This is a genomic window from Kordia sp. (genome assembly GCF_050633145.1).
In the GTDB taxonomy this organism is placed as follows: Bacteria; Bacteroidota; Bacteroidia; order Flavobacteriales; family Flavobacteriaceae; genus Kordia.
Window position 1 is genome coordinate 1 of record NZ_JBOEFY010000043.1, and the last position, 13,808, is coordinate 13,808.

General features: G+C 34.1%; 9 protein-coding genes and 1 pseudogene. All 10 read right to left on the reverse strand.

The genetic code is table 11. The annotated features are described in order from the left end of the window. Nucleotides 1-394: histidine kinase (locus tag ACRBBL_RS19760; RefSeq protein ID WP_431370811.1), on the reverse strand; the 394-nt coding region annotated here is incomplete at both ends. Between the two features lie 2 nt (nt 395-396). After that, a pseudogene (locus ACRBBL_RS19765) lies at nt 397-1,574 on the reverse strand (tetratricopeptide repeat protein); the annotation flags it as partial. A gap of 691 nt (nt 1,575-2,265) precedes the next feature. Beyond that, nucleotides 2,266-4,557: a T9SS type A sorting domain-containing protein gene (locus tag ACRBBL_RS19770; RefSeq protein ID WP_431370812.1), complete on the reverse strand. Its 2,292-nt coding sequence runs from the start codon at nt 4,555-4,557 to the stop codon at nt 2,266-2,268. Between the two features lie 27 nt (nt 4,558-4,584). After that, on the reverse strand, nt 4,585-5,463 hold the full coding sequence (locus tag ACRBBL_RS19775; RefSeq protein ID WP_431370813.1) for an avidin/streptavidin family protein: 879 nt from the start codon (nt 5,461-5,463) through the stop codon (nt 4,585-4,587). 382 nt (nt 5,464-5,845) lie between these two features. Continuing rightward, the gene (locus ACRBBL_RS19780; protein ID WP_431370814.1) at nt 5,846-7,435 is read right to left on the reverse strand and encodes a hydantoinase/oxoprolinase N-terminal domain-containing protein; all 1,590 of its coding nucleotides are present in this window, start codon (nt 7,433-7,435) and stop codon (nt 5,846-5,848) included. A 1-nt stretch (nt 7,436) separates the two neighbouring features. Beyond that, the gene (locus tag ACRBBL_RS19785; RefSeq protein ID WP_431370815.1) at nt 7,437-8,522 is read right to left on the reverse strand and encodes a DUF917 domain-containing protein; all 1,086 of its coding nucleotides are present in this window, start codon (nt 8,520-8,522) and stop codon (nt 7,437-7,439) included. Between the two features lies 1 nt (nt 8,523). Next, nucleotides 8,524-9,723, reverse strand: coding sequence for a cytosine permease (locus tag ACRBBL_RS19790; protein ID WP_431370816.1), 1,200 nt, complete (start codon nt 9,721-9,723; stop codon nt 8,524-8,526). 7 nt (nt 9,724-9,730) lie between these two features. Further along, the gene (locus ACRBBL_RS19795) at nt 9,731-10,051 is read right to left on the reverse strand and encodes a hypothetical protein (RefSeq protein ID WP_431370817.1); all 321 of its coding nucleotides are present in this window, start codon (nt 10,049-10,051) and stop codon (nt 9,731-9,733) included. A 2-nt stretch (nt 10,052-10,053) separates the two neighbouring features. Further along, nucleotides 10,054-11,715, reverse strand: a complete 1,662-nt coding sequence (locus ACRBBL_RS19800) for a hydantoinase B/oxoprolinase family protein (RefSeq protein ID WP_431370818.1) — start codon at nt 11,713-11,715, stop codon at nt 10,054-10,056. A gap of 2 nt (nt 11,716-11,717) precedes the next feature. Next, nucleotides 11,718-13,781 carry a hydantoinase/oxoprolinase family protein gene (locus ACRBBL_RS19805; RefSeq protein WP_431370819.1) on the reverse strand — a complete coding sequence of 688 codons (2,064 nt, stop codon included), beginning with the start codon at nt 13,779-13,781 and terminating at the stop codon, nt 11,718-11,720. Between the last annotated feature and the right edge of the window lie 27 nt (nt 13,782-13,808).

The following is a 13,808-nucleotide window of genomic DNA, read 5'->3' on the forward strand; positions in this document are numbered from 1 at the left end:
AGTACGATAACGACTTCTTTTGTTCTTTGTTTAATATAATTCCTTGTAATACAGAAAGTGCATTAAAAATAAAATGCGGTGTCATTTGTGATCGCAACAACTTTTGTTCTGTCAATATATTTTTATTCTTAGCTTTTACATGTCGTAATCGTAAGAAAAAGATAATTGCAGCCAAAACTAAAGTAACCAATAAAAAAGCAATAACTCCCAACAATAAATTTTGTTTTGAATTTTCTAAATCTTGGCTGGTTGTTTCTACTTCTTTCGTTAAGCGCAATTCTCGTTGGTTTGCAGATGCAATCTCTTGTTTGTATTTATATTCGTATTCTGATTTTATGATTTTCTTATTTACATCTTTACTCAACAAGCTGTCATTTAAAGTCTTAAAATCTTTNNAGATGTGTATAAGAGACAGAGATACCAGCAAGCAGTCCATGCACTTCTTTTTGGAACTTAAGTATCTCTAATTTATCTGCTATTTTTTTTGTTTTTAAAGTATACTCTAGTGATTTCTTGTATTCTTTTTGAAAATAAAATACTTGAGAAATGTTTAAATAACTGATTGCCATTTCTCTTTCATCAGGCATCTTTTCTGCAATCTTTAATGCGTCATCATAAAATTTTAATGCCTTTTTACTTTTAGATTGATTTTTATACACATTCCCAATATGATTTAAACAAGTAGCTATTCCTCGCTGATTATTTTGTTTTTCATATAATTTCAGTGCTTTGTTATAATACTCCAAAGTCTTATCAAATTGCTTCTGATCAGCATGAAGAAGGCCAATATTTAATAAAAGTACAGAAGCTTTTATAGTATCTTCTTCGCTATCATAAATAGAGAGTGCTTCATTAAGGTTTTCTAACGCTTTTGGGTAATCATTTAATTCACCATAAAGAGCGCCTATATTGGTGTAAGTTTTTGCAAGACCAAGTTGATAGTTAATTTTTTGTTTGATCTCTTTTGATTCATTATAATTTTTGATTGCTTCAAAATATTTACCTTGATCTGCATAAATGTTAGCGATATTGTTTAAAATAATTGAAGCGCCTCTCAAATTATTGGCTTCTTTGCACATTTCTGCCGATTTATTATAATATTCTAATGCCTTCGAAAAGTTTCCTTGATTGTAATAAGCAGTCCCCATTCTGTTCAAACAATTAGCAATAAGCATTTTACGATCTATTTTTTCATACAACTCAATTGCCTTTTTATAGGAAACAAGACTGCCTTCGTAATCAGATTTAATGGATTGCACTTCAGCTCTATAATAATTTGCATCGGCTTTTCCTTTTGTATAATTTAGTTCATTGGATAGTTTTTCAACTGCTTGTATTAATGAGTCTGCTTTAGAAGTATCTTTATAATAAATTTTCTGAACATACGTAGATAACATTTTGACTCTAGTCGTATCTTTTTGTGGATGGTTTATTAATAGAGAATCCAAAATTTTTGTAGGATCTTTTTTTTGAGCATACGAATGGATCGTAAAAAAGAAAAAGAAACATAGTAAAAAAAAGTGCTTATAATGCCTATTCATAAAGGATGGTTTTGTGCATATTATTTCTACCATAATCGGATATTTTACCAATACTAAATTACAACTTAGAAAAACAAAATAGTAACAGTCTATAAATGTATTAAAATTATAGAATCTTTCTTTTTCTTTAAAGTGTTTTTAATTAGTAACTGAGTTTTTTTTAGTTCAAAACAGTAGTTCATTTTGTATATCTGTCTTTGCTAAAAAATATGAATTGTACACAAAAGCATCACTCATTTCTAAGTGATGCTCTGCACAATTAAATTCAGGTTTATTTATTAGTCAGAATTATATACCTATCGTAAACATTTTTACTAAAATTCTATCAATACCTTTTTTGGTATATTTCAAAGATATAGGTTAGCATTCAATTTAAAAACAAGCAATTTATTTTTGAGTACTTTGAAGCCATAAGTGCTATATCTAATTAGATATCCGCAAAAGAAAAGATAAAAAAATCTGGCAGTTACTTTGGACACTATTTTATACGTTTATTTATATAAAACAGTGTTTTCAAAATCCTTTTTTTTAGTTAGTAATAATTTTCACAGCATTATTAAAACTAAAAAAACTCCTCGTTACGAGGAGTTTTTAAAAATATAAAAATCAAATTTAAACCAGCGACCTCAGCAACCACAACACAGAGAATTCGCCTTCATACACATTAGGTATCACCAACCTTCATTTGTTAAAAAGTTGAAAAAATTGATTTTTCATTCACTTACTATTTAATAAGTACCTTTTTCTCTACTAATACGTTGTTGTTTGTATCATATACTTTTAAGAAATGTATTCCCGCCTTTTGTATATTGCTTTTAGCTAATTCAATATTAATTTTGTGAGTACCAGATACTAACTTTCCATACTCTTTATTGAATACTTCCTTATTGTTCATATCAAATAAGCGAACCGTAAGATTACTTTCATTTTTTGTTAATTTGAATTGTATTGCAAATTTCCCATTGTTTGGATTTGGAAAAACAGTATTGCTATGAGTAGCTTCTACAGTTCTTAAAGCTCTATTTGGTTGAATAATTGCAGGACCATTTGTATAATTATACATCCAAACCTCATCACCAATAAGGTCGTACTTGTTTTGTCTGTTTCTCACTGCATCAAACCAAAATACAGTGTATACAGAACTTAATAAATTTGTTCCTTGCAGATAGAGTCCTGTAGTTCCATCTAAAGATTGGATTTGTGGTTGAAATGTGCCAGCTGCCTGACCTTGTTCAATGTATTTAACATATTGACTTGGAGTTAAGACTAATTTTCCAGTTTGTCCAGAAGTATTCACTCCCATTTTATAAGTTAAATTTGGCCATACTCCAGTTTGTTGATGTACTGCTTGCGCATGCTGTAGCGCTGCAGTTGTGCCATTTCGATCGCCTTTTAAAGCTGATGAACCTGTATCAAAGCTGAAGGATCCACCATTAGCAATCAATCTATTCCCAACATGAAAAGAACTTAAATTTGTTGCCCATAAATATGGTACTGCCGAATATGCTTGTTGTGGAAAAACTAATTTACTAGCCGTATTTATATTGGCGATTGGAGGAGTGCCATTTGGTCCAAAGGTTACATACGCTTTGTTAGCCGCATCGTCATAGTAAAAACTTACACAAACTTTACCTTGCGCATTTACGCGAACGACGTTATTATTTACTAATTCTTCTAATAGATTAGAAACCCCGTTTTCTGTCAATCTCGAATCAACAGGAACTGCAATTGCTCCATCCCAAAGAAATTCTTGAAATTGTGCTGTATTTGCAAATTGTGTAATCAATTTAGTATTTAATCGAGTTCCGCCACCAAACTGTAAAATATCGCTTCCCAAATTTGCTTTTGCTTGTCCCCATGGACCCCAATTGACTATTCTTTGAGTTGGATCTATAAAATTAAACGTGCTACTATTGTTTTGATTGAATTGGATGTGTCCATAATTCACACATGGATTCGTAGTACATTGCACAGAATTGACCCAAGTAAAGTTACCTCCTGTATCCACTGAAAATTTTAGTTTGGGAGTCATTCCTGGCATGGTTCCAAATGCAATATTACCTGTCCATTCAGCTGAACCATTATTTGTATATGGGTTTTTGTTCATTTCCAATACAACACTTCCGCTTTGTCTAGCAGCAAGCGTATTTGTTTCTCTAGAAGTACTCGTTTTTACAAAATTATTTTTATATGCTGCCACAGATGAATAATTATTTGCAATGTTTACAGCTTTTGCTTTGTATACCATCATCTCTAATTTTCGTCCATTTAGAAATCCTCCAATACCAAAGCAATATCTTTTGTTACGCGACATAAAACTTAGTGAAACAGATTGATAGTTAGAACTCGGACTTTGAGATGTATATCCTGTGACAGCTATGTTATTTCCGGAAGCGTCCGTATATGTTCCTTTTACTTCTCCAAAACTTCCCGATACTTGTGTTATTTTTAATCTGTCTCCTCTATTTGAATCTAACCAAGTTCCTAGTAATGCGTTAGCAACTCTTTTAACATTGGTGTTTTTTATTGGTTTGGTATGTTGTACAACTTCTCTAGCTGCCGTATTTGGAGTAAAAATTAAAGTTTCCGAATAACGTCCTTTGGTATCTATTTGAACAGCTGCCAACGGAGGTGAAGCATTTAACGAATGGAAAACTTGAATGCGTTTTTGTCCCTGAGCATCAGTCATTAAAGCTCCAGACATTGTAGATGTCCATTCTTGATCTGCAGAATTACTAGAAGTACTGTTTTTCCAATTTATGGTGAGAGAAATTGGAATACTTTGTACTGAAGATGTTGTATACGGACTATATCCAGAAACTAAATACGTTCCTGTAGCTCCTGTAGAAGAACTATAGGTTCCTGTAAAGAGTCCGGTTTGAGAAGAGTGATTTGTTATTTTTAATACGGAATTATACCCGTTTATCCATTCTCCTATGATTGGAGTTTGTGCTGAAAGTGTAATCACCAGAAAAAATGCTGTGATTGTAAATAGTAGAGTTGTCTTTTTTTTCATAATTTTATTTTTTAGCATACGTGTGTTTTATTTTGCGTACGAGCTTTGATTCATTCGAACACTATTGTATTTGACGTTATAGCCTACTGCGCGAGTTTCCATATTGACTAATCGCAAGTCATTGTTAGCAACATCTAAAAGCCCTGTAAACCCGATGATATATCTGTCTTGACCGCTTAGTAAGATTGGATTTTTAACGGTAAATGAAAGTGAGTATTTATTATCCGATGTTTGATGTGAAATTATTCCCGTAATAGCAATTGGAGTTTGTATTCCTCTAACTTTTACAGTTCCAGATAAGATGTCAAATCGTGTTCCACCAGAGGAATTTAATACAAGTCTAGTGTATAAACTTTGACTTCCATCGCTTAAGTTCCACGTTCCAGTAATAGGTGAAGGCGCTGCCCTATTTTCAGCTTGAGAATTAAGGTTGTTTTCAAATCTTAGGTTGCTACTTGTTCTTCGATTAAAGGTTAATGATTCAGGATAAATTCCGGGTTCATCAATTTGGACAGCTCCAAATGGTGTTGGTGCAGAAATACAGTTGATTAGTTCGATACTGTTTTGCCCACTATACAAAGTTCCATTCATAGCTGATGTCCAAAATTTAGACGGATCGGCGGTTGAACCATCAAGAGAATTCCAAGAAATCAATAAAGAAATTGCAACATTGTTATTGCTAGGATTTATCGAATACTGTCCTGTTACCTGATACGTTCCTGAAGAACCTGTTGTTGAAGAATAGATTCCAGCTAAGCTTCCGTCTGGATTTTGTTGGGTAATTTTTAATAACGAATTATAGGAGTTTACCCATTCTCCTACTAATTGATTTTGAGCTTGCATCAAATTTGTCCCACTGACAAATACGAGTACAAAAAAACTAATAATAAATACTTTTTTTTTCATGGCAAATAAAATATTAATGGTTAAAAATTAATACTTCAAAAATAAACTCAATACAGTGTTTACTTGCCAGTTCCTAAGCTTTTATAGGTATTTAGGAATTCCAAATTTGGAATTTGGAATTTGGAATTTGTGGATTTTAAAGAAGTTATGAAGGTGTGATTGTAACTTTAAGCGAATGTAAAATGGGGTAATTTTCAGGCGGTTTTTATTTTTGCATCACACACAAATGAGGGAACTGCAAAAGTAACTTGCAGAACCCCTCAATACATGTAACAAACACTCAGATTTTTTTGAACATAAATGATGAAAAGTGGAGGAAAGTTTAAACAGTAATTACTATCGCTTTACTATTTTTATATTCAAAATTCATATTCATAAAAGGCTAAAAATCTGTTTTTAAATCTCCACAAAGCTTAACTTTTAGTTTTACTGCTCCAGGAAGATATGCTAACGGTATCGATTCTTTAATTAATATGTGAATGCTATTTTCAGAAGCTCCATTTTTTAACAAGGCTTCTTTTGCTTTAGAAACAAGTAATTCTATTTCTTCTTTTTCATTTTTTTGTAACGTATTAATGACTAATTCTTCTTCGCGGCTTATTTGTGCTATACAAGCTCCAAAAGCATTGGCTACTTCCAAGTGCTCTGGAAATATAACATTGGAAGCTCCTTCTATTTCCTTAGGTAATAAAAATGCGCCTCCGCCACAAGCGATTACAGGAACTTCTTTATAATCCGTTTTTAATTTGTCTACTAATCTTTCAATAGCTAATTGAATTTGTTCTTTAACCAATTCTAAAGTATCAGGAAAGCTTTTTCCAGAAAGTGTTTGAATTTTATTTTTTAAATCTTCTATTGCCAATGCACCTTCTATTTTCAACTGATTAGTGGCTAATGAGAAATCGGAAAGTGTTAGTGTATCTCCGCCAAAAGCAATGGCTTTTTCTTTTAATCTGTATCCGACAGAATCGGGACCAAGTTTACATGTATTAGTATTAAATCGAACAATAGTTCCGCCACCAATACCTACAGCAACCACATCTGGCATTCTAAAGTTTGTAAGTACTCCACCTATTTGGGCTGCTTGTGTACTTTCTCTTGGAAAAAAATTGACCAAAGCACCACCATCTGAAGTAGTTCCGCCAACATCAATAACAATTCCATTACTCACTTTAGATAAGGCACCAGCACCACGAATACTATTGGTTGGTCCTGAAGAAATGGTTAGTACAGGAAAATCTTGTACTTGATCTAAAGACATTAGTGTTCCGTCATTTTGTCCAATAAATAGTTTAGATAACAACCCTAAGCGCTTTACAGTTTCTTTAAAGGCAGTCACCATTTTTAAGGCGACACCTTGTAATGCGGCATTTAAAATAGCTGCATTTTCTCGTTCTAATAATCCTAAACCTCCAACTTGATGCGAACAACTTATCCTTACATTTTCGCCTAATATTTCTTTTGCCCAAGTAGCTACTTGTAATTCTTGATCTGGTATGGTTTTGGAAAAAATTCCAGTAATAGCCAAAGATTCTATTTCTCCCTTCATTTTTAAAAGGCATACTTTTATTTCTTCTTCATTTAATGGACTTATTAATCTTCCATCAAATTCATAACCGCCATGCACCATATACAAGTGTTTTCCTAGAATTGCTTTTAGGTCTTCTGGAAAATCAGTCATTGTTGGTATGGCGCTACTTGCAGGTAATCCAATTCGAATGGCTCCAATTTTATTAAGTTCTTTTCGTTCTACCAATGCATTTGTACAGTGTGTAGTTCCCAGCATGATGTATTTGATTTCTTTTTTGGGAACATTAGCATCGGAAAGCACTTTTTTAATTGCATTTTCTATTCCGCTACTTACATCTAAAGTGGTCGTTTGTTTTGTTTTTGCAAGTATACTATTGTCATGAGAAACTAATACAGCATCCGTATTAGTACCACCTACATCTACTCCTATTTTGTAATACATTCTATTTTTTTTTATTTAATTCTTCTACTGGAACATATTCATATTCATACCCAAATTTTTGAGGTCCACCTAGTTCAATTCCTGCGGGCGTTCTCCATTGTTCATTCGCTTTCATTGCCAAAACCACTACTCGTGTACCATATTGAATGGTTTCTGCTGTAATTGGTTGTGCATTTTCCGCATCAATAAGTACAATAAGGTCAGGTGTAATAGCAACTGGAATTCCGTCTTTTTTTGCTATTAAGAATTCGTTCTGGAATTCTAATATCATTTCAGAATCTTGATTTTCATCTAAGCCCATAATTTCACAAACTCCTTTATTCCATCTGCCTTCTGTTTTTATAGTTATGTTACTTATTTTACCAGTAAACAGCTTTATGGCGTCTGCTTTTTGTATTAAAGAATCTAAAGGATTTACGTTTTTTTCTTTCGCATCAATAATAGCTTCTCCAAGCACTTGCGCATACGAAACAATGCCGTGTACCGCTGCTTTTTTTACTTGTGCGCCGCTCATAGGATAACATCCAATGGCACAACTACCGCCCATTTGAATAGCAGTTGCTCCTACTAAAGTTTCTCCCCAAGTATTATCTATCGTATGATATACATTTCTGTTCCCTTTTTCATCCGCTTGTGTAATAGGCGAAACGGTAATGCCATGTAAGGTGAACGTGACCATTTCAAGTCTTGGAAATGCTCTTCCCATACCATCTGCATCAACCAATGGAATTTGTTTTTGAGCTGCAACTGAAAAAGGTAGTACTCCATTGAGTCCTCCTGCTTCTGCTGGCATAACCGCGTCAATTTTTCTACCTAAATAGCTTTCCATCATTTCAAAAGCTTTGATAAATTCTTCTCCAGAAAAAAGTTTTTCTACTAAAATCATGGGAGCTCCAAATGCCGCTATTGGTAATATTAGCGCATCATCATTTAATTCTTCTGCTGCTACCAGTTTAACATCTCCATATTTATGTATTGCTTCCTTTGCCAGCAGCTTTCCAATATATGGATCGCCTCCACCGCCTGTTCCCAAAACGGTTGATCCCATAGCAATATATTCTATGTCATTTGTACTTATTATTCGCATTTTATTTGATTGTTTTTTTAAGAATAAAATAGACTAAGGCAGCTACAATTATTCCCAGTATGTTTTTAATTTGGGAAGTCATTACTAACATTACAGTAACTCCAGTAATCCAAGAAATTATTCCTTTCCAGTTAAAGTTCTCGGGGGTTTCTTGATAGGTTTTTGATATATAATAATCTGAAATCATCACACCAGCAATAGGCGTAATAGTGATTGTTAAGATGGTAATGAAATTCATGAATTGAGAGAGCACTCCAATTGCTGCTAATAGAATTCCAATAAGTCCAACAATTAAGGTGGTTGTAGAACGAGATGCATCTCCTAGTTGTAATAGATTGTTAAACGCTAGACCAGAAGAGTAACTATTGATGACATTGGATGTCCATGTTGCTAGGATAAGAATAGACATCGCTAAAAACGGAAATCCTAAGGTGGAGAATATTTCAACAATATCATAGGTTCCTTGTGTTATTGCTAAGATTGCTCCTATTGCTAATAAACAGAGTGCAGAAGGTATAATTCCGATGATTGAACCTAATACTGCATCTTTTTTGGTTGCAGCAAATCGGTTGTAATCGGGAGATATTACTCCTCCAACAGCTATAAATCCAATGGTAAAACCGATTGCCTGTAATAATGGCATTCCTTCTTTTGGTTGAAAATCTAGTATTTCTTGAAAACTATGTTCGTTAAATGTTATGACGAGTCCATACGTTAAGAGTACAACAATGGCTGGTACGGCTATATAGTTAAGCCATTTTAAGTATTTGAAACCAAAAACTGCCGTAAGCACCATTACAATTCCCCAAAAAACGGATGATAACCATATCGGAATTTCGATTCCATTTGTTTCTACTAAAATCTTTGAAAAGGAAGCGCCTGCAATATTACATTGAATTCCAAACCATCCTAAAGTTGATAAGCCAATGATAAGACTTACAATGAATTCTGCTCCTTTTTTTCCAAAACTACTAGATGCTAAAGCAACTGTTGGTTTTCTTTTTTCTACAGCAGCAATACTTAATAAAGACATAAATAATACGACAAAACCAAACCCTATTAATCCAGCCAAAAGAGAAAGATGAAAACTGAGTGAAGCTATTAATGTGCTTCCTACCAATAAAGCAGGAACACTTACAACTCCTCCAAACCATATTCCCGCAAGGCTAAACCATTTGGTTGTGTTTTTATTATTTTCCATGAATCTGTTATTTAATTAATACATAAATTATGTTTGTATCTTCTAAAACATTTCCTGCTTGGGCTTCAAAGGCTTTGATGTAAACTACATCTCCTTCTTTTAGGTATTCTTTGGTTGAGCCATCTTCATTTAGCATTTCAATTTTTCCTTTTTGAATGATAGAAATCTCATAACGATCATGCTTTGTAAATCCTTTTTCAGGAATTCGGGTTCCTCCTTTTAGAAACACTGTACCAAACTGAAAATCAACTTGTTTATTTTTAGTTTCAAACAGTAATTTATTGTAGTCTTCATCAGGTGAAGGGTATATTATCTTTTTTATCTCCATCTTCAAATTTTATAAAATTCTTTTGCTTCTTTTTCAGTAATGTATCCGTTTTTAACATCTGATAACACCTTTGTTTTTGGGCGTTTTTCAGGATTTCCATAACCGCCTCCAGTTGCTGTTACGCAACGAACAATGTCTCCTTTTTCCAAGGCGATGTTAGTGCCCAAACTATGACGAATTTTAGTGCCATCTTTCTTGATAATCATAAAGTAATTGTACGATCCATCATGACCTCCGTTCATTCCCCAAGTTTTTGTTTTTTCACCTAAAAAAGCCGCAGTAACATGCGCTTCTTCAGACACAATTTTATAATCTACATATTGCCCATTTCCACCTTGAAATTCGCCATAACCGCCACCTTCATTATGAAAAGCATATTGTTCTACCAAAATACCATAGCGCATTTCTCTTATTTCAATTGGAATGTTATAGGATTCTCCGCTTCCGCAGGAAAGTTGTCCTCTATTTCCATCGTGCGTAGCAGATGCTCCCCAACCTCCCGCTAAAGGTTCAGCTTGTATGTAAAACTGATTTGTATCTGGATGCATTCCCGAAATGAATGTTGCGCAAACTGAGCGCAAATGTCCCGCAGGAAGTTTATCAGGAATTAAAGGCGCGAGAATTTTCCAAATCAAATCTATAGAAGTAATTAATACTTCATAATAAACAGATACGGCAGATGGAGCTTGCGCACTTACAATAGTTCCAGGTTCACATAGTACTTTCATTGGTCTGAAAGCACCTCCATTGGCATCCATTTGTGGAGTTGTAATCGCTTTAAAAAGGCTTCTACAACCCGTTACCAAACCACTAAAAGCTAGATTGGTTGCTCCTTTTACTTGTGGATGTGAACCATTGAAATCTGCAATGAATTCAGTATCCGTAATTGTAATTTTTGCTTTTATAGGAAAAGGTCCTTCTCCAAAACCGTTGTCTTCTATTTCGGTGGTTCCTTCATACGTTCCGTTTGGAATTGATTTTAATGCTTCAATACACATTCGTTCTCCATAATTAAGGAAATCGTTTTTGGCTTTTATAAATGTATGTAATCCGTATTTTTCAATAATTGATATGACTCTTTTTGCGCCAACTTCAGCAGCAGCTATACCCGCAAATAAATCGCCCAAAGTACTGTCTGGCAATCGAACATTGGCTTTGATTATATCGATTACAGCTTGATTGAGTGTTCCTTTTGATTTTATTTTAATGAATGGAAAATGCAATCCTTCTTGATAAATTTCGGTAGCTACCGTAGAAACCGAACCTGGAAAAGTTCCTCCGAGTTCAGTCCAATGCGCTTTGTTTACAGTAAAAGCGACTAATTTCCCATCATAAAAAACAGGATATATTACTGATACATCTGAAAGATGTGTTCCGCCACCAGCATACGGTGTATTTGCGATGATAACATCTCCTTCTTGTAATGTATTATTTCCCGAAAACTTATCTATAGTAGCACTTACTACTGCATCTAATGCCGCCAAAAAAGCAGTTACTCCATTCCCTTGCGCCAATAATTCACCTTTGATATCTGTAATTCCAACAGCATAATCTAAAGATTCATATATAATTGGGCTCATACTCGTTCTTTGCAAGGTTTGAAACATTTCGTCTCCCGCAGCGACCAATGCATCTTGTATAATTTCTAAGGTAAATTTTTCCATGATTAGCCGTTTTGAAGTGTTAGTATTAAATTACCATAGTTATCTACTGTTACTGTATGCAAAGGACTTACCACAGTAGTGGTAGCATTTTCAGCAATGATGGCAGGTCCGTTAAATGTCATCTCAGGTTCTAATAACGAGCGATGATAGAAAGGTGTTTTATGTTTTCCTAAGTCGTCAAAATCAACTTCTTTAGTATCAAAAATAGCAGCCTCCACTTTTTTTCCTTCCTTTATTAATTGTGGGAAATCTGGTTTGTCTACTTCAACTTCTGCTACTAAATGAAAGTTTACCAACTCTACAGCAACCGTTAATTCAAATGAGTAGTGTTTTTTGTGTTCTTCATGAAAATGATTGATAATGTTTTCTAAAGGTGTTTCATTTGAAAAATTGGAAAGTAATACTTTTACATAGTGCTCTTGCCCTGTATACCGTAGATCTGCATAATATGTAAATTTTATCTCTTCTTTTTGATAGCCATCATTTTTAAAGTTAGCAGTGGCTTCCACAACCATTTCGGTAAAAACCGATTGAATGGTTTGCTTTGTATTGTCTTCTAATGTGATAACATTGGTTCGTATATAATCTCTTCGAATGTCTGACATTAACATTCCAAATGCTGAAAACACACCTGCATGTGGAGGAATTATAAGTTCTGGAATTTGCAGTTCTCTTGCCAAATCTGCTCCATGCATTGCGCCGCCGCCGCCAATAACGATCATTGTAAAATCTCTAGGATCATATCCTTTGTTTACTGAGATGAGTTTTAGCGCATTTATCATATTAGCATTAGCAATGCGTAAAATTCCTTTGGCAATATCTTCTTTTGTTCCTTTTAATTGTTGACATAATGATGCTGCCGCTTCTTCAATACTATAGTAATCTGGTTTTAATTCTCCTCCTAAAAAATAATCATCATGAATTCTTCCCAAAATGATGTTAGCGTCCGTAGTCGTTAGATTGTTTCCTCCTCTACCATACGCAGCTGGACCAGGCATTGCTCCTGCGCTTTTTGGGCCTACATGCATTTTCCCTCCTTTATCAATCCAAGCAATGCTTCCACCTCCATTACCAATTTCTACGATATCTATTACTGGAGTTTGAATAGGATATCCTGCTTCCGTTTTGGAATGCTCAATTTTGTAGTTGGTTGTAATTTTTACTTGTCCATTTTCTACCAAAGCACATTTAGCCGTTGTTCCGCCAATATCTAGTACTATTACATCTTTTTTGTTGATCGTTTTGCCCAAAGCAATAGCTCCAAATACACCGCTGGCAGGACCAGATTCGACCATTGTTATAGGGTTTTCTTTGACATCATTGATCGTAGTGATGCCTCCATTAGATTGCATGATGTACGGCTTATTTTTTAGTCCTTGCTTATATAGTTTATCTTCTAAGTTATTGAGGTATTTTTTAGCTATAGGCAAAACATAACCTGATAAAACAGTAGAACTGGTTCGTTCGTATTCGCGCCACTCTCTCGTCACTTGATGCGATGCAATAAGCGCTATTGAAGGATTTATTTTTTTTATTTCTTGTATGAGTTCAATTTCATGCGTTGGATTTTTATATGCATGCAACAAACAAATGGCAATGGTTTCAATTTTTTCTTCTTTGCAAGCTTCTATGATTGCTTTTAGGTTAGCAATACTTAGTTCTTTTAATACTTCTCCTTTATAATTTAATCGTTCTTCTACTTCAAAACGTAAATGTCTAGATACAAATGGTTTTTGCTTTACAAAATTGAAGTTGAATAAATCGGGCCTGTTACAACGTGCTATTTCCAATACATCTCTAAATCCTTTTGTAGTTATTAGTGCAGTTTTTGCTCCTTTTCGTTCAGTTAGTGCGTTGATAACTACAGTGGTTCCATGCGCAAAAAATGCTATGTCATTTAACTGTATATTTCCTTTCTTAATCGTGTCTAATATTCCTTGTTCAAAATTTGAAGGAGTAGTATCTGATTTCGCTACTTTCACGCCTGTAGGCTTGCCTGTTTTTTCGTCAACTTCTAGGCATACGAGGTCTGTGAAGGTCCCACCAATATCTGTTGCGACTCTCATAAATATGTTATTTGTATAATTTGATAT